Consider the following 15,805-nt stretch of genomic DNA (forward strand, 5'->3'; position numbering starts at 1 on the left):
GATGAATACCGACGCAATTGAATCCATGGTACGCGACGTGCTGAGCCGGATGAACAGCCTACAGGACGGGGCAACGCCCGCGCCAGCCGCACCGACAAACGACACCGCTCGCCAGCCTAAAGTCAGCGACTACCCGTTAGCCACCCGCCATCCGGAGTGGGTCAAAACCGCTACCAATAAAACGCTCGATGACCTGACGCTGGAGAACGTATTAAGCGATCGCGTTACGGCACAGGACATGCGCATCACCCCGGAAACGCTGCGCATGCAGGCAGCGATCGCCCAGGATGCCGGACGCGATCGGCTGGCGATGAACTTTGAGCGGGCCGCCGAGCTCACCGCGGTTCCCGACGACCGGATCCTTGAGATCTACAACGCCCTGCGCCCATACCGTTCCACCCAGGCGGAGCTACTGGCGATCGCTGATGACCTCGAGCATCGCTACCAGGCCCGGCTCTGTGCCGCCTTTGTTCGGGAAGCGGCCGGGCTGTACGTCGAGCGTAAGAAACTGAAAGGCGACGATTAACAGGGGGCAAGCATGCGCTATATCGCTGGCATTGATATTGGCAACTCATCGACAGAGGTCGCCCTGGCGACGGTCGATGACGCAGGTGTGCTGAACATCCGCCACAGCGCGCTGGCTGAAACCACCGGTATTAAAGGCACATTACGTAATGTGTTCGGTATTCAGGAGGCGCTAACACAGGCGGCAAAAGCGGCAGGCATTCAGGTCAGCGATATCTCGCTTATTCGCATTAACGAAGCCACGCCGGTCATTGGCGATGTGGCGATGGAGACCATCACGGAAACCATCATCACCGAGTCCACCATGATCGGCCACAACCCGAAGACACCCGGCGGCGTCGGACTGGGGGTCGGCATCACCATCACACCGGAGGCGCTGCTGTCCTGCGCTGCGGACGCCCCCTATATTCTGGTGGTCTCCTCAGCCTTTGACTTTGCCGATGTCGCTGCGATGGTCAATGCGGCGACGGCAGCGGGCTATCAGATTTCCGGCATTATTTTGCAGCAGGATGACGGCGTGCTGGTCAATAACCGGCTACAGCAACCGCTGCCGGTGATCGATGAAGTTCAGCATATCGACCGTATTCCACTTGGCATGCTGGCGGCGGTCGAGGTCGCTTTACCCGGCAAGATTATCGAAACGCTCTCCAACCCCTATGGTATTGCCACCGTTTTCAATCTCAACGCCGAAGAGACCAAAAATATCGTGCCAATGGCGCGGGCGCTGATTGGCAATCGTTCGGCCGTAGTGGTGAAAACCCCCTCCGGCGACGTCAAGGCACGGACTATTCCGGCGGGGAATCTGCTGCTCATCGCTCAGGGGCGCAGCGTACAGGTTGATGTGGCCGCCGGGGCGGAAGCCATCATGAAGGCGGTTGACGGCTGCGGCAAACTGGACAACGTCGCGGGAGAAGCGGGCACCAATATCGGCGGCATGCTTGAGCATGTGCGCCAGACCATGGCTGAGCTTACCAATAAGCCAGCTCAGGAGATCCGCATTCAGGATCTGCTGGCCGTTGATACGGCGGTGCCGGTCAGCGTGACCGGTGGCCTGGCGGGGGAGTTCTCGCTGGAGCAGGCGGTGGGTATCGCCTCGATGGTCAAGTCGGATCGCCTGCAGATGGCCCTGATCGCCCGTGAAATTGAGCACAAACTGCAGATTGCGGTTCAGGTGGGTGGCGCTGAGGCGGAAGCGGCCATTCTCGGGGCGCTCACCACTCCCGGCACCACGCGCCCGCTGGCGATCCTCGATCTGGGCGCCGGGTCGACCGACGCCTCCATTATCAATGCGCAAGGAGAGATCAGCGCCACTCACCTGGCCGGCGCCGGCGATATGGTCACGATGATCATCGCCCGCGAGCTGGGGCTTGAGGACCGCTACCTGGCGGAAGAGATCAAAAAATACCCGCTGGCGAAAGTCGAAAGCCTGTTTCATCTGCGTCATGAAGACGGCAGCGTCCAGTTTTTTCCGTCGGCCTTACCACCGGCGGTATTTGCCCGCGTCTGCGTGGTGAAACCGGATGAACTGGTTCCCCTGCCCGGCGATCTGCCGCTGGAGAAAGTGCGCGCCATTCGCCGTAGCGCCAAATCACGCGTCTTTGTCACCAACGCCCTGCGGGCGTTACGCCAGGTGAGCCCTACCGGCAACATTCGCGACATCCCGTTCGTAGTGCTGGTGGGCGGCTCGTCCCTCGATTTCGAGATCCCCCAGCTGGTCACCGACGCGCTGGCGCACTACCGGCTGGTTGCCGGGCGCGGCAACATCCGCGGCAGTGAAGGCCCGCGCAATGCGGTCGCCAGCGGATTACTCCTTGCCTGGCAAAAAGGAGGTACGCATGGAGAGTAGCCTCGTCACCCCCGCCATCGTCATTGCGGTCACTGACGAATGCAGCGAACAGTGGCGCGATGTCCTGCTGGGCATTGAAGAGGAAGGCATTCCTTTCGTTCTGCAACCGCGGACCGGCGGCGATCTTGTCCATCACGCCTGGCAGGCGGCGCAGCGTTCGCCGCTGCTGGTGGGCATCGCCTGCGACCGGGAACAGCTCATCGTGCACTACAAAAATTTACCCGCATCAACTCCGCTGTTTTCGCTGAGGTATCACCAGGACAGGCTGGCCCGGCGAAACACTGGCAACAATGCGGCTCGTCTCGTCAAAGGGATCCCATTTCGGGATCGCAATGCTTAATCCACAGGAGAACACAATATGAATAACGCACTAGGACTGGTTGAAACGAAAGGCCTGGTTGGCGCCATTGAAGCCGCTGATGCAATGGTGAAATCCGCCAACGTGCAGTTGATTGGTTACGAAAAAATTGGCTCCGGGCTGATTACCGTGATGGTCCGCGGAGACGTCGGTGCAGTGAAAGCCGCCGTTGACGCCGGGAGCGCGGCGGCCAGCGTGGTCGGCGAGGTCAAGTCCAGCCATGTGATCCCACGCCCGCACAGCGATGTCGAGGCCATTCTGCCGAAATCCGTCTGACCTTGAAACAAGGAGCACTGCGTGAAGCAATCACTGGGATTACTTGAGGTCAGCGGCCTGGCCCTGGCCATCACCTGCGCCGACGCCATGGCGAAAGCGGCCGCCATCACGCTGCTCGCCCTGGAAAAGACCAACGGCTCCGGCTGGATGGTGGTGAAGATCGCCGGTGATGTGGCCTCTGTCCAGGCGGCGGTGATGACCGGGGCCGAACTCGCCGACCGGCAGCAGGGGCTGGTGGCGCAGAAGGTTATCGCCAGGCCCGGCGCAGGCCTGCTGCCAGCCCGCGTCGAAGCGCCTTCACCAGCACCTGACGCTGCTCTGGAAGAGGAGAACGCCACCGTAATGGATGAGCGCAGAGATCCCGCAGACACCCTCCCCCGCCCTGCGGAGCAGGTGACCTGCAACCTGTGCCTGGACCCGCACTGTCCACGGCAAAAAGGCGAACCTCGTTCGCAGTGCCTGCACGCCGGTAAACGAGGTGACGCGTAATGGATAAACAACAGCTGGCTTCAACAGTCAACAAAGTGCTGGATGAGATGCGCCAGCGTCCCATCCCTATCGGTATCTCCAGTCGCCATATCCATTTAGCGGCGGCTGACTACGCCAGGCTCTTTCCCGCTCAGCCCATCCAGCCGAAAAAAGCGCTGCTGCAGCCCGGACAGTATGCTGCAGAGCAGACGGTGACCCTGGTTGGCCCCAAAGGACGATTAAACAACGTGCGCCTGCTCGGCCCTTTGCGCCAGACCAGCCAGGTGGAAATCTCACGCACCGACGCCCGGACCCTCGGTATCGCCGCGCCGCTGCGCATGTCAGGCAATCTGCAGGACACGCCAGGGATCCGCCTGATAAGCCCCTTTGCCGAACTGGAGCTGAGCAGCGGGACGATCGTCGCCCAACGACATATTCATATGTCCCCGCTCGATGCCCTGATCCTGCGCGTCGCCCATGGCGATAGCGTCGCGGTGGCGATCGAAGGCAGCGACAGGCGGCTTATCTTCGACAATGTAGCGGTCCGCGTAGCCCCGGATATGCGTCTTGAGATGCACATCGATACTGACGAAGCCAATGCGGCAGGCGCTGACGCTGCGCAGGCCTGGGCTACGCTGGTGACGAAGCCATGAACCACGCGATGCTGCAGCGTATCGTCGAAGAGGTCGCCGCCCGTCTGCGCCGTCGCGCCCGGAGTACGGCCACGCTCAGCGTGGCCCAGCTCGGCGAAGCGGATATCCACAGCCTGCTGTGCCAGCACGCTTCGCTGCGCATCGTGCAGGTGGATTTACCGCTGCTGGAGCAGCTTACCGGCCAGCGCGCGCTGACGGCCGCCGGTTGCGCGTTGCATGAGGCGATGGCCTGGGGCGTTCGGGTACAGCTAACGCTGCTTCCCGCCCTGCTCCCCGCGCTGGCGGTAAAAAAACTCGCCCGTTTGCCGCTGACGTTCAGCGACCCGCCTGGCCAGCCCGTCAGACTTCACGCCGCGTCGGTGCTCACCTATGCCGATGTAGCCCGTCTCAGGGGAGGTTATCTGGTGCTGCGCCGCCGCCCCATTATCACCGCCCTCGCCCGCGAAGCGGCCGTCGCGCGGCATGTTCAATTGATTAAGCAGGAGTGAACTATGCATCTGGCACGCGTGACCGGCGCCGTCGTCTCGACGCAAAAATCGCCCTCTCTGAACGGCAAAAAACTGCTGCTGGTGCGCCGGGTAAGCACAGACGACGAACATCCATTTCCGCCCGCGAGCGGCGATGAAGTGGCGGTAGATTCGGTTGGCGCTGGCGTCGGCGAACTGGTGCTGCTCTGCAGCGGCTCGAGCGCACGCCACGTCTTTAGCGGCCCGAATGAGGCCATCGATCTTGCCGTTGTGGGCATTGTTGACTCACTTTCACGCTAAGGGGGCGCCTGTGGCTATTTATACCCGAACCGGCGATGCCGGCAGTACATCACTCTTTACCGGCCAGCGGGTCAGCAAGACGCATCCGCGCGTCGAAGCCTACGGCACCCTGGATGAACTGAACGCGGTGCTGAGCCTGTGCGTCTGCGCCGCCGCTGAAGAGGAACATCGCGTCCTGCTCGAAGCCCTGCAGCAGCATATTTTCTGGTTCAGCGCGGAGCTCGCCAGCGACAGCGAACAGCCATCACCGGGTAAGCGCTATATCAGCAGCGAAGAGATTGCCCTGCTGGAGCAGACCATCGATCGCGAGATGGCCCGCGTGCCGGCGCTGCACCAGTTTGTGTTGCCCGGACGGTGCGAAGCCGCCAGTCGCCTGCACCTGGCCCGCACCGTTGCCCGTCGGGCGGAGCGTCGGCTGGTCGAGCTGGCGGCAGAGGTCACTATCCGTCAGATACTGCTGCGTTATCTGAACCGCTTATCTGACTGTCTGTATGCCTTGGCGCGCAGCGAGGATCATGCCGATCACCAGCGCCGGCTCGTGGCGGAGATCGCGGCCCGCTACCTGGCCGCCAGCGGGTCGCCTGCGCCCGACGCGCCCAAAGCCCAGGCCGGGTCGCTCTCCTTTCACGAGCTGCATCAGCTTACCCGTCAGGCCATCGAACACGCCCGCCTGCTGCAGGTGCCGGTGGTGGTGAGCATCGTTGACGCACACGGTACCGAAACCGTGACCTGGCGAATGCCTGATGCGCTGCTGGTCAGCAGCGAGCTGGCGCCAAAAAAAGCCTGGACCGCCGTCGCCATGAAAACCGCCACCCACGAGCTCGCGACGACCGTACAGCCAGGCGCTGCGCTGTACGGTCTGGAGAGCCATCTGCAGGGCAAAGTCGTCACCTTTGGCGGCGGATATCCGCTGTGGCGCGATGGTCAGCTAATAGCCGGTCTCGGGATTAGCGGCGGCAGCGTCGAGCAGGATATGGCTATTGCACAGGCTGCCATGGCGGCCATTAACGTGAGAACACATCAATGAATACAGCAGAACTGGAAACCCTTATCCGCACCATTCTCAGCGAAAAGCTCGCGCCCGCCCCCGTTTCTCAGGAACAGCAGGGCATTTTCCGCGACGTCGGCAGCGCCATCGACGCCGCCCATCAGGCTTTTCTCCGCTATCAGCAGTGTCCGCTAAAAACCCGCAGCGCCATTATCAGCGCGCTGCGGGAGACGCTGGCCCCCGAGCTGGCGACGCTGGCGGAGGAGAGCGCCACGGAGACCGGCATGGGCAACAAAGAAGATAAATATCTGAAAAATAAAGCTGCCCTTGAGAACACACCGGGCATTGAGGATCTCACCACCAGCGCCCTCACCGGCGATGGCGGGATGGTGCTGTTTGAGTACTCGCCGTTTGGCGTCATTGGTGCCGTGGCGCCCAGCACCAACCCAACGGAAACCATTATCAATAACAGTATCAGCATGCTGGCGGCGGGTAACAGCGTCTATTTCAGCCCTCATCCCGGCGCGAAAAAGGTCTCGTTAACGCTTATTGCCAGGATCGAAGAGATCGCCTACCGCTGCAGCGGGATCCGTAACCTGGTGGTCACCGTCGCCGAGCCGACCTTTGAGGCCACCCAACAGATGATGGCCCACCCGCAGATCGCCGTTCTGGCTATCACCGGCGGCCCTGGCATTGTGGCGATGGGCATGAAAAGCGGTAAAAAAGTGATCGGCGCTGGCGCCGGCAATCCGCCGTGCATCGTTGATGAAACGGCCGATCTCGTCAAAGCCGCCGAAGATATCATCAGCGGCGCCGCCTTCGATTACAACCTGCCCTGTATCGCCGAAAAAAGCCTGATCGTCGTCGCCTCCGTCGCTGACCGCCTGATCCAGCAGATGCAGGATTTTGACGCGCTGCTGTTGAGCCCGCAGGAGACCGATACCCTGCGCGCCGTCTGCCTGCCCGACGGCGCGGCGAATAAAAAACTGGTTGGTAAGAGCCCGGCTGAGCTGCTGGCGGCCGCCGGTCTCGCCGTCCCTTCCCGCCCCCCTCGCCTGCTGATAGCCGAGGTGCAGGCGAACGACCCCTGGGTGACCTGCGAGCAACTGATGCCGGTGCTGCCGATCGTCCGGGTCGCCGATTTTGATAGCGCCCTGGCGCTGGCCCTGCGCGTTGAGGAGGGTCTGCACCACACCGCCATTATGCACTCGCAGAATGTCTCGCGGCTCAATCTGGCGGCACGCACGCTGCAGACCTCCATTTTTGTCAAAAATGGTCCGTCTTACGCGGGTATCGGCGTCGGCGGCGAAGGGTTTACCACCTTCACCATCGCCACGCCAACCGGAGAAGGCACCACCTCCGCGCGGACGTTCGCCCGCCTGCGACGCTGCGTGTTGACCAACGGTTTTTCCATTCGCTAGCCGGGGGCGCCATGCACACCTTTTCTCTGCAAACGCGCCTCTACAGCGGCCCGGGCAGCCTGGCCGCGCTGCAGCGCTTTAGCCATCAGCACATCTGGATCGTCTGCGACGGCTTCCTGGCGCGCTCGCCGCTGTTCGAGCGGCTGCGCGCCGCGCTGCCCGCCAGCAACCGCGTCAGCGTGTTCAGTGATATTACACCGGATCCGACCATTCACACCGTGGCGAAAGGGATAGCGCAGATGCAGGCCCTGCGTCCGCAGGTGGTGATCGGCTTCGGCGGCGGCTCGGCGATGGACGCCGCCAAGGCGATCGTCTGGTTCAGCCAGCAGGGCGGGCTGCCTGTCGACACCTGCGTGGCGATCCCCACCACCAGCGGTACCGGGTCGGAAGTGACCAGCGCCTGCGTCATCAGCGACCCGGAAAAAGGGATCAAGTACCCGCTGTTCCATGAGGCGCTCTGTCCCGACATGGCGATCCTCGACCCAACGCTGGTGATCAGCGTACCGCCCACCATCACAGCCCATACCGGACTGGACGTCCTGACCCACGCCCTTGAGGCATGGGTATCGCCGCAGGCCACCGATTTTACCGATGCGCTGGCGGAAAAGGCCGCCAGGCTGGTGTTTCGCGCCCTACCCGTTGCGGTTCGCCAGGGCGACTGCGTTGCGACCCGCAGCAAAATGCACAATGCTTCAACCCTTGCCGGTATGGCCTTTAGCCAGGCTGGCCTTGGGCTCAATCATGCTATCGCCCATCAGCTTGGCGGCCAGTTTCACCTCCCCCATGGCCTGGCCAACGCGCTGCTGCTGACCGCGGTGATCCGCTTCAACGCCGGCGAGCCGCGAGCGGCGAAGCGCTATGCGCGCCTGGCCAGGGCCTGCCGGTTCTGCCCGCCGGAAGCTGGCGAACAGGAGGCTCTCCAGGCGCTGCTTGCCGCGGTGGAAACACTGAAACAGCAGTGCGCCATTCCCACCCTCAAGGGCGCCTTGCAGGAAAAATATCCCCTTTTCTTATCGCGAATTCCCGCCATGGTGCCGGCCGCGCTGGCTGACGCCACCCTGCGCACCAACCCGCGCCCGGTCGATGGTGAGGCCATCGCGCAACTGCTGGAGAGCCTGCAATGAGTGAAGCGATAGTGCCACTACCAGACATTGACGCGGCGGAGATCCGCGAGCGCGTCCGGGCCGCCGGCGTGGTGGGCGCCGGTGGGGCGGGCTTTCCGACCCACATCAAACTGCAGGCCAGGGTGGATACCGTGCTGGTGAACGCCGCTGAATGCGAACCGATGCTGAAGGTTGATCAACAGCTGATGGCGCAGCAGGCTGACCGGCTGATTCGCGGCCTGGGTTACGCAATGACCGCCACCGGCGCCCGGGAAGGGATCATTGCCCTGAAGGCGAAATATACTCCGGCGATTGCGGCGTTAACCCCGCGACTACCGGAATGGGCCCGGCTGCATATTCTGCCTGATGTCTATCCGGCCGGGGATGAGGTGCTCACTATCTGGCTGGCGACGGGTCGTCGCGTGCCGCCTGCCGCGCTGCCGGTCAGCGTCGGCGTAGTGGTCAATAACGTTCAGACGGTACTCAATATCGCCAGAGCCGTGGAGCAGGGCTATCCGGTGACCCGCCGGACGTTGACCGTCAATGGCGCTGTCGCCCGTCCGCTGACGCTGACTGTCCCGCTGGGCATGTCGCTGCGCGAGGTGCTGGCCCTGGCCGGCGGCGCGACGGTTGCCGAACCGGGGTTTATCAACGGCGGTCCGATGATGGGCGCACTCATCACCTCCCTCGAGACACCGGTCACCAAAACCACCGGCGGCCTGCTGGTGCTTCCGGGCAACCATCCGTTGATCCAGCGGCGGCGGCAGGATGAGCACACCCTGCTCGCCATCGCCCGCACCGTCTGTGAGCAGTGCCGCTTATGCACGGATTTATGCCCCCGGCACCTGATCGGCCATGAGCTTTCTCCCCACCTGCTGGTGCGGGCGGTGAACTATCGCCAGGCGGCCACCCCGTCGCTGCTGCTCAGCGCCCTGACCTGCTCGGAGTGCAACGTTTGCGAGAGCGTCGCCTGCCCGGTGGGGATTTCCCCCATGCGCATCAACCGTCTGCTGAAACGTGAGCTGAGGGCGAAAAACCTGCGCTACGAGGGACCGCTACGTCCGGCGGACGAGATGGCGAAGCACCGCCTGGTGCCGGTCAAACGGCTCATCAGCAAACTGGGGCTTGATCCCTGGTATCAGGAGGCGCCGCTGACGGCGGTGGAGCCGGAGGTGGGCTGCGTCACCCTGCCGCTGCGCCAGCATATCGGCATCAGCGCCGTGCCCTGCGTCGCACCGGGAGAGCGAGTAACGCGCGGCCAGCTGCTGGCAGACATCCCTGCCGACGCCCTCGGTGCGCCGGTACACGCCAGTATTGACGGCCAGGTCTCCGCCATCACGGAGCAGGCCATTACGCTTGTAAGAGGTTAATCATGACCCAGGCTATCGGAATTTTAGAACTGACCAGTATCGCCAGGGGAATGGAGCTGGGCGACGTCATGCTGAAAAGCGCGAACGTACAGCTCCTGCTCTGCAGAACCCTTTGTCCCGGGAAATTCCTGCTGATGCTCGGCGGCGACGTCGGCGCCGTGCAACAGGCAATCGCCGCCGGCACGGCGCGCGCCGGGGAGATGCTGGTGGACAGCCTGGTGCTGGCCAACATTCACCCCAGCGTACTGCCGGCGATCAGCGGCCTCAACGTGGTCGAGCAGCGACAGGCGGCGGGGATCGTCGAAACCTGGAGCGTGGCAGCGTGCATCAGCGCCGCCGACCGCGCGGTGAAAGCCGCCAACGTCACCCTGGTTCGCGTTCATATGGCGTTTGGTATCGGCGGCAAATGCTACATGGTGGTGGCGGGTGATATCGCCGATGTCGACAACGCCGTCACGGTGGCCAGCGACAGTGCAGGCGAGAAAGGATTACTGGTTTACCGGGCAGTGATCCCGCGACCGCACGACGCGCTGTGGCAACAGCTGATGGAGGGATAATGGAACCGCAAACCCCTACCGAACGCATGATCCAGGAGTATGTCCCGGGTAAACAGGTCACTCTGGCGCATCTCATCGCCAATCCGGGCAAAGATCTGTTCAAAAAGCTGGGCCTGCCGGACGCGGTCTCCGCTATCGGCATTCTCACCATTACCCCCAGTGAGGCGTCGATCATCGCCTGTGACATCGCCACTAAGTCCGGCGCGGTGGAGATCGGCTTTCTCGATCGCTTCACCGGCGCGGTGGTGTTGACCGGCGATGTCTCCGCCGTGGAGTACGCGCTAAAGCAGGTTACGCGCACGCTCGGCGAGTTGATGCGCTTCACCGCCTGTCCAATTACCCGGACCTGAGCCCATGAAACGCCTGATGCTAATCGGACCCAGCCAGTGCGGCAAAACCTCGCTGACCCAGGTATTGCGTGGCGAAACCCTGCGTTATCAAAAAACGCAGGCCATCGTCTGGACGCCGACCGCCATCGACACCCCGGGGGAATATCTGGAAAACCGCTGCCTGTACAGCGCGCTGCTCACCAGCGCCTGCGAGGCCGATGTCATCGCGCTGGTACTGAATGCCGATGCGCCCTGGTCACCCTTTTCTCCGGGGTTTACCGCTCCGATGAACCGCCCGGTCATCGGGGTGATCACCAAAGCCGATTTGGCCGCCCCGCCCCGTCTGCAACAGGTCCGGGCATGGCTCGAGGCGGCAGGCGCCGAACATATCTTTATCACCAGCGCGTTAACCGGCGACGGGCTTGATGACCTGCTCGCCTGCCTGAACGCAGAGGAATATCAATGACCTATAAAATCATGGCGATCAACGCCGGCAGCTCCTCCCTGAAATTTCAGCTGCTTAACATGCCGCAGGGAGCGTTGCTCTGCCAGGGGCTGATCGAACGTATTGGCCTGCCCGAGGCCCGCTTCACGCTGAAAACGCCGACGCAGAAATGGCAGGAGACGCTGCCCATCGCCGATCACCATGAGGCAGTGACCCTGCTGCTGGAGGCGCTGACCGGCCGCGGGATCCTGAGCAGCCTGCAGGAGATAGACGGCGTTGGCCACCGCGTCGCCCACGGCGGCGAACGCTTCAAAGACGCCGCGCTGGTCTGCGACGACACCCTGCGGGAGATCGAACGCCTGGCGGAGCTGGCGCCGTTGCATAACCCGGTCAATGCGCTGGGCATACGTCTCTTTCGCCAGCTGTTACCCGCGGTACCGGCGGTGGCAGTTTTTGATACCGCCTTTCACCAGACCCTGGCGCCGGAGGCCTGGCTCTATCCCCTGCCCTGGCGCTATTACGCCGAGCTGGGCATTCGCCGCTACGGTTTTCACGGCACCAGCCATCACTATGTCAGCAGCGCGCTGGCGGAAAAGCTGGGCGTACCGCTGAGCGCCCTGCGGGTAGTGAGCTGCCACCTAGGCAATGGCTGTAGCGTCTGCGCCATCAAAGGCGGGCAGTCGGTGAATACCTCAATGGGTTTTACTCCCCAGTCCGGGGTGATGATGGGCACCCGCAGCGGCGATATCGACCCGTCGATCCTTCCCTGGCTGGTGGAGAAAGAGGGGAAATCCGCCCTGCAGCTCAGCCAGCTGCTGAATAATGAATCCGGGCTGCTGGGCGTCTCCGGCGTGTCTTCTGATTACCGCGACGTCGAACAGGCAGCCGACGCCGGCAACGAAAGGGCGGCTCTGGCGCTGTCGCTGTTTGCCGAACGCATTCGCGCGACTATCGGCAGCTATATCATGCAGATGGGAGGTCTGGACGCGCTGATCTTTACCGGCGGCATAGGCGAGCATTCCGCCCGGGCGCGGGCGACGATCTGCCGCAATTTGCATTTTCTCGGCCTCGCACTGGACGACGAGAAAAACCAGCGGAGCGCGACCTTTATTCAGGCGGATAATGCGCTGGTCAAAGTGGCGGTGATCAACACCAATGAAGAGCTGATGATTGCCCGCGACGTCATGCGTCTTGCATTGCCGCAGGCGCGCGAGCTGACGGTGTCGGCATAAACGACGCGCCTCCTCTTGCGGAGAATCATGGTAACCGGCGGGTCGCCATGCCACTATGCGCCCTGGCGAAGGTAAGCGGAAAGGTGAAAACGTGGCTGTTGCACAATGTCCCGCCTCGTGCGGAGAACTTATCCAGGGCTGGATCCTCGGCAGCGAAAAGCTGGTCTCCTGTCCGGTGGACTGGTACAGCACCGTCGAGGTCGAGACCGGGGTACCGCGAAAAGACGAGCGGCCGCTGTCGCGGGCGATGGTCGACCAGTTGCTGGCCCACTGGGGCTACCCCCCAGCGCTGAGCCAGCAGATCCGCATCACCCTGCACTCAACGATCCCGGTGGCCAAAGGGATGGCCAGCAGCACCGCCGATATCGCTGCCACCGCCGTCGCCACCGCCCATCATCTGGGCCATCTACTGGATGAGCCGACGCTGGCGCGCCTGTGCGTCGCGCTGGAGCCTACCGACAGCACCCTGTTTCGCCAGCTGACGCTGTTCGACCATAATACCGCCGCCACGCAAATCGCCTGTCCCCCTCCGCCAGCGCTCGACCTGTTAGTACTGGAGAGCCCGCTGACGCTGCGCACCACCGACTACCACCAGCTGCCGCGCGAGGCGGGTCTGTTGGCTAACGCCTCCCGACTGCAGCTGGCGTGGGAGAAAGTGCAGCAGGCCTGCCACTGCGGCAGCCCACAGCTGCTGGGCGAAGCGGCGACCATCAGCGCCATCGCCAGCCAGCAGCTGTTGCCCAAACCGGGGTTTGACGCGCTACTGCAACTGGTGGAAAGCGCAGGATTGTATGGCCTTAACGTGGCGCACAGCGGCAGCGTCGTCGGCCTGTTGCTGGACCGCCGTCGTCATGACGTCGAATTTCTGCAATGGCGGCTGGCAGAGAGCGACATCGCCGCCCACTGGCCGCAGCAGCATCTGCTGGCGATGGTGCCCGGGGGCGTCACCCTGCAGTAGGCCTCAGGCCAGCACCCGCTGCAGCGCCGCCAGCAGCTGGTCGTTTTCGCTGGCGCTACGGATCGCCACCCGGAAATAACGGCTATCCAGCCCCGGGTAGTTGGCGCAGCTGCGGATCAGCACATGCTGGCGCAACAGGGCGTATTGCAGGTCAAGCCCTTGCCTGTCGCAGCGCAAGAACAGGTAGTTAGCACGCCCGGGCCACACGGTCAGCCCGGTAATCTCTTTCAGTCGTGAATAGAAACGCGCCCCCTCCTCCTGCAGCCACTGCCAGGTGGCCCGCTGATACGCCCGGTCCTGGAGGATGATCTCTCCGGCCAGGGCGGCATAGGCATTGATAGACCACGGCATTTGTCGCTCGCGCAGCCGGGCCACTGCCTGGGCGTCAGCGTTGAGCAGGTAGCCAAGACGCAGCCCAGGAATGGCATAAAATTTGGTGAGAGAACGCAGAACCCAGACGTGCGGGTGCTGCGCCAGCAGGGGAATAAATCCCGGCTGGTCGGGCATAAAATCGAGGAAGGCCTCGTCAAGGATCAGGCTGATGTTCAGCGCCCGACAGCGCTGCGCAATGGCTTCCAGCAGGCCCCGCTCCGGCAGCAGGCCGGTGGGGTTATTCGGGGTGCAAAGAAACAGGCAGTCCAGCGCCGGAGTCAGGGCATCGAGGATGGCGTCGGTCAGCTGCCAGCCATCGCACTCACGCAGGGCATACTCCACCACCTCGCAGTCCACCGTCTGCAGCGCCCGCCGGTACTCCGCGAAACCAGGAATGACGATCATCGCCCGCCGCGGCTTAAGGCCGTGGACGAGGGTGAAGATCGATTCAGTTTCGCCGTTGCAGGCAAGGATATGCGCCGCCGGCAGCTGATGGTGGGCAGCCAGCGCCTGATGCAGCTGTTGATACTCAACGTCAGGGTAGCGCTCGGCGCAGTCAAGACTGGCGACGATCGCCCGCCTGAGCGAGGCAGGCATCCCCAGCGGATTGATGTTGGCGCTAAAATCCAGCAGCTCGCCGGGCGCAATACCCAGCAGGCCGGCGGCCTCGCGGATATTGCCGCCATGGGCGCTTTTCAGTAAGGCCATGTCCCTTTCCTGTGTGGTTATCCGCGACGGGCCAGCGTCGCGCCGTCGGCGAAGTAAGCTTTAATCCCGGCGAGGATCGACTCGGCCACCTCCTGCTGGAATTTGGCCGTTTTCAGCTTCCGCTCTTCTTCCACGTTACTGATAAACGCCGTCTCCACCAGAATGGAGGGGATATCCGGCGCCTTCAGCACCGCAAAGCCCGCTTGCTCTACCCGATTTTTGTGCAGGTTATTGATATTGCCCATTTTCTCCAGCACCGCCTTGCCAAATTTGAGGCTGTCGGCGATGGTGAGGGACTGCACCATATCGAACATGGTGTGGTCGACATAGCGGTCGCCGCTCTTGCTGACCCCACCGATCAGATCCGAGGCGTTCTGCGTCTGGGCGAGATATTTTGCCGCGGTACTGGTGGCCCCCCTGGTGGAGAGGGCAAACACTGAGGAACCGCTGGGCTGGCGGCTGGTAAAGGCGTCGGCGTGAATCGATACGAACAGGTCGGCGCGCTGCTTCTGCGCCTTGGCGACACGCACCTTCAACGGGATAAACACGTCTTCGTTGCGGGTCATATAGGCCTTCATATTGCCTTCTTTGTCGATCAGCGCCCGGAGGCGGCGGGCAATCTGCAGCACCACATCTTTCTCGCGGGTGCGATACTTCCCCACGGCGCCGGAGTCTTCGCCGCCGTGTCCGGGATCGAGCATAATGACAATTGGCCGGTCACGCCCGGCTTTGCCCGGCTGTGGTCCGCTTTGCGCCGGCGGCACCTGACGCTCCAGATCGCCTTTGTTGTAATCCTCGAGCAGCGCCAGCAGCGGATCCTGAACATCGGTGGCGTTGGCGGGGTAGAGGTCCATCACCAGACGCTCTTTAAAGCCGGCCACCGGCGCGAGGGCAAACAGCTGCGGCTTAACGTTCTGCTTGAGCTCAAAAACCATGCGCACGGTTTGCGGATCAAACTGGCCCACGCGGGCGGACTGAATAAAGGGGTCGTCATCGCGGATCTGCCCCCCCATGCCCTTCAGCACAGAGTTCAGGTTAACCCCTTCCAGATCCACCACCACCCGCTCCGGGTTACTGAGGGCAAACTGCCGGTATTTCAGCACATGATTCGATTCTACCGTGACGCGCGTGTAGGTCGATGCTGGCCAGACGCGAACAGCGACCACCCGCGCATCGGCAGCCAGCCCCACAGGGCTCACGCTCATTAACCACATGGCGCCCGCGCCCTGCAGCAGACGGCGACGGCTTAATCCAGAGTTGTTTCCCGACATGCCACTCCCAAGCAATAAAAACGCATTTGTACCCAAAACAAACAGATTGACCAGAAACTTTAACGAAAGGCATATAACCTGTCATCTATAAAAGGGTAAACATTCATTGACACCCTGCGCCGGGTCACATGTTTTTCGTGGCTTAGCCTAAAATTGGC

General features: G+C 62.6%; 19 protein-coding genes. 17 read left to right on the top strand and 2 right to left on the bottom strand.

Annotated elements, in window-relative coordinates:
- Position 1: 1 nt before the first annotated feature.
- The 17 genes from pduE (at position 2) to A1WC_RS05085 (ending at position 13,296) form a co-directional block, all read left to right on the top strand.
- Positions 2-526, top strand: a complete 525-nt coding sequence (gene pduE, locus A1WC_RS05165; protein ID WP_012540674.1) for a propanediol dehydratase small subunit PduE — start codon at positions 2-4, stop codon at positions 524-526.
- A 12-nt stretch (positions 527-538) separates the two neighbouring features.
- The gene (locus A1WC_RS05160) at positions 539-2,371 is read left to right on the top strand and encodes a diol dehydratase reactivase subunit alpha (RefSeq protein ID WP_016161756.1); all 1,833 of its coding nucleotides are present in this window, start codon (positions 539-541) and stop codon (positions 2,369-2,371) included.
- Positions 2,361-2,711: a glycerol dehydratase reactivase beta/small subunit family protein gene (locus tag A1WC_RS05155; protein WP_012540672.1), complete on the top strand. Its 351-nt coding sequence runs from the start codon at positions 2,361-2,363 to the stop codon at positions 2,709-2,711. The genes A1WC_RS05160 and A1WC_RS05155 overlap by 11 nt, the downstream gene beginning before the upstream one ends.
- An 18-nt stretch (positions 2,712-2,729) precedes the next feature.
- Positions 2,730-3,005 carry a propanediol utilization microcompartment protein PduJ gene (gene pduJ / locus A1WC_RS05150; RefSeq protein ID WP_002915806.1) on the top strand — a complete coding sequence of 92 codons (276 nt, stop codon included), beginning with the start codon at positions 2,730-2,732 and terminating at the stop codon, positions 3,003-3,005.
- Positions 3,006-3,026: 21 nt separating this feature from the next.
- Positions 3,027-3,494, top strand: coding sequence for a BMC domain-containing protein (locus A1WC_RS05145; RefSeq protein ID WP_012967299.1), 468 nt, complete (start codon positions 3,027-3,029; stop codon positions 3,492-3,494).
- Positions 3,494-4,126 carry a phosphate propanoyltransferase gene (locus A1WC_RS05140; protein WP_008806307.1) on the top strand — a complete coding sequence of 211 codons (633 nt, stop codon included), beginning with the start codon at positions 3,494-3,496 and terminating at the stop codon, positions 4,124-4,126. The genes A1WC_RS05145 and A1WC_RS05140 overlap by 1 nt, the downstream gene beginning before the upstream one ends.
- Positions 4,123-4,614 (top strand): microcompartment protein PduM, encoded by a 492-nt coding sequence (pduM, locus tag A1WC_RS05135; RefSeq protein ID WP_012540669.1) that lies wholly within the window; start codon positions 4,123-4,125, stop codon positions 4,612-4,614. Before A1WC_RS05140 ends, pduM begins: the two co-directional genes overlap by 4 nt.
- 3 nt (positions 4,615-4,617) lie before the next feature.
- Positions 4,618-4,893, top strand: a complete 276-nt coding sequence (locus A1WC_RS05130) for a EutN/CcmL family microcompartment protein (RefSeq protein ID WP_008806309.1) — start codon at positions 4,618-4,620, stop codon at positions 4,891-4,893.
- Positions 4,894-4,903: 10 nt separating this feature from the next.
- Positions 4,904-5,920 carry a two-domain cob(I)yrinic acid a,c-diamide adenosyltransferase PduO gene (gene pduO, locus A1WC_RS05125; protein WP_016161757.1) on the top strand — a complete coding sequence of 339 codons (1,017 nt, stop codon included), beginning with the start codon at positions 4,904-4,906 and terminating at the stop codon, positions 5,918-5,920.
- On the top strand, positions 5,917-7,302 hold the full coding sequence (pduP, locus tag A1WC_RS05120; RefSeq protein WP_016161758.1) for a CoA-acylating propionaldehyde dehydrogenase PduP: 1,386 nt from the start codon (positions 5,917-5,919) through the stop codon (positions 7,300-7,302). Before pduO ends, pduP begins: the two co-directional genes overlap by 4 nt.
- A gap of 11 nt (positions 7,303-7,313) precedes the next feature.
- Positions 7,314-8,426, top strand: coding sequence for a 1-propanol dehydrogenase PduQ (gene pduQ, locus A1WC_RS05115; RefSeq protein ID WP_016161759.1), 1,113 nt, complete (start codon positions 7,314-7,316; stop codon positions 8,424-8,426).
- Complete coding sequence (locus A1WC_RS05110; protein ID WP_016161760.1) at positions 8,423-9,775, top strand: 4Fe-4S dicluster domain-containing protein; 1,353 nt, start codon at positions 8,423-8,425, stop codon at positions 9,773-9,775. The genes pduQ and A1WC_RS05110 overlap by 4 nt, the downstream gene beginning before the upstream one ends.
- Before the next feature lie 2 nt (positions 9,776-9,777).
- Complete coding sequence (gene pduT, locus A1WC_RS05105) at positions 9,778-10,332, top strand: propanediol utilization microcompartment protein PduT (protein ID WP_012967293.1); 555 nt, start codon at positions 9,778-9,780, stop codon at positions 10,330-10,332.
- Positions 10,332-10,682: a propanediol utilization microcompartment protein PduU gene (gene pduU / locus A1WC_RS05100; RefSeq protein ID WP_016161761.1), complete on the top strand. Its 351-nt coding sequence runs from the start codon at positions 10,332-10,334 to the stop codon at positions 10,680-10,682. The genes pduT and pduU overlap by 1 nt, the downstream gene beginning before the upstream one ends.
- 4 nt (positions 10,683-10,686) lie before the next feature.
- The gene (gene pduV / locus A1WC_RS05095; RefSeq protein ID WP_016161762.1) at positions 10,687-11,127 is read left to right on the top strand and encodes a propanediol utilization protein PduV; all 441 of its coding nucleotides are present in this window, start codon (positions 10,687-10,689) and stop codon (positions 11,125-11,127) included.
- Positions 11,124-12,338 carry an acetate/propionate family kinase gene (locus tag A1WC_RS05090; protein ID WP_016161763.1) on the top strand — a complete coding sequence of 405 codons (1,215 nt, stop codon included), beginning with the start codon at positions 11,124-11,126 and terminating at the stop codon, positions 12,336-12,338. Before pduV ends, A1WC_RS05090 begins: the two co-directional genes overlap by 4 nt.
- Before the next feature lie 91 nt (positions 12,339-12,429).
- Positions 12,430-13,296: an L-threonine kinase gene (locus A1WC_RS05085; RefSeq protein WP_032691454.1), complete on the top strand. Its 867-nt coding sequence runs from the start codon at positions 12,430-12,432 to the stop codon at positions 13,294-13,296.
- 3 nt (positions 13,297-13,299) lie between these two features.
- Here the strand turns inward: A1WC_RS05085 and cobD are convergent, their stop codons facing one another.
- Together cobD and amiC are read right to left on the bottom strand one after the other, a co-directional pair.
- Entirely contained in the window at positions 13,300-14,376 is a 1,077-nt protein-coding gene (cobD, locus tag A1WC_RS05080; protein ID WP_016161764.1) for a threonine-phosphate decarboxylase CobD, read from the bottom strand.
- A gap of 17 nt (positions 14,377-14,393) precedes the next feature.
- Complete coding sequence (gene amiC, locus A1WC_RS05075) at positions 14,394-15,647, bottom strand: N-acetylmuramoyl-L-alanine amidase AmiC (protein WP_008806319.1); 1,254 nt, start codon at positions 15,645-15,647, stop codon at positions 14,394-14,396.
- Positions 15,648-15,805 lie beyond the last annotated feature (158 nt).

The sequence above is a fragment of the Klebsiella sp. KTE92 genome (assembly GCF_000398905.1).
In the GTDB taxonomy this organism is placed as follows: domain Bacteria; phylum Pseudomonadota; class Gammaproteobacteria; order Enterobacterales; family Enterobacteriaceae; genus Klebsiella; species Klebsiella variicola.

Bases quoted from the DNA above. Each gene is read 5' to 3' on its own strand.
- pduE (WP_012540674.1), top strand. From the start codon at position 2: ATGAATACCGACGCAATTGAATCCATGGTACGCGACGTGCTGAGCCGG.
- A1WC_RS05160 (WP_016161756.1), top strand. From the start codon at position 539: ATGCGCTATATCGCTGGCATTGATATTGGCAACTCATCGACAGAGGTC.
- A1WC_RS05155 (WP_012540672.1), top strand. From the start codon at position 2,361: ATGGAGAGTAGCCTCGTCACCCCCGCCATCGTCATTGCGGTCACTGAC.
- pduJ (WP_002915806.1), top strand. From the start codon at position 2,730: ATGAATAACGCACTAGGACTGGTTGAAACGAAAGGCCTGGTTGGCGCC.
- A1WC_RS05140 (WP_008806307.1), top strand. From the start codon at position 3,494: ATGGATAAACAACAGCTGGCTTCAACAGTCAACAAAGTGCTGGATGAG.
- pduM (WP_012540669.1), top strand. From the start codon at position 4,123: ATGAACCACGCGATGCTGCAGCGTATCGTCGAAGAGGTCGCCGCCCGT.
- A1WC_RS05130 (WP_008806309.1), top strand. From the start codon at position 4,618: ATGCATCTGGCACGCGTGACCGGCGCCGTCGTCTCGACGCAAAAATCG.
- pduP (WP_016161758.1), top strand. From the start codon at position 5,917: ATGAATACAGCAGAACTGGAAACCCTTATCCGCACCATTCTCAGCGAA.
- pduQ (WP_016161759.1), top strand. From the start codon at position 7,314: ATGCACACCTTTTCTCTGCAAACGCGCCTCTACAGCGGCCCGGGCAGC.
- A1WC_RS05110 (WP_016161760.1), top strand. From the start codon at position 8,423: ATGAGTGAAGCGATAGTGCCACTACCAGACATTGACGCGGCGGAGATC.
- pduT (WP_012967293.1), top strand. From the start codon at position 9,778: ATGACCCAGGCTATCGGAATTTTAGAACTGACCAGTATCGCCAGGGGA.
- pduU (WP_016161761.1), top strand. From the start codon at position 10,332: ATGGAACCGCAAACCCCTACCGAACGCATGATCCAGGAGTATGTCCCG.
- pduV (WP_016161762.1), top strand. From the start codon at position 10,687: ATGAAACGCCTGATGCTAATCGGACCCAGCCAGTGCGGCAAAACCTCG.
- A1WC_RS05090 (WP_016161763.1), top strand. From the start codon at position 11,124: ATGACCTATAAAATCATGGCGATCAACGCCGGCAGCTCCTCCCTGAAA.
- cobD (WP_016161764.1), bottom strand. From the start codon at position 14,376: ATGGCCTTACTGAAAAGCGCCCATGGCGGCAATATCCGCGAGGCCGCC.
- amiC (WP_008806319.1), bottom strand. From the start codon at position 15,647: ATGTCGGGAAACAACTCTGGATTAAGCCGTCGCCGTCTGCTGCAGGGC.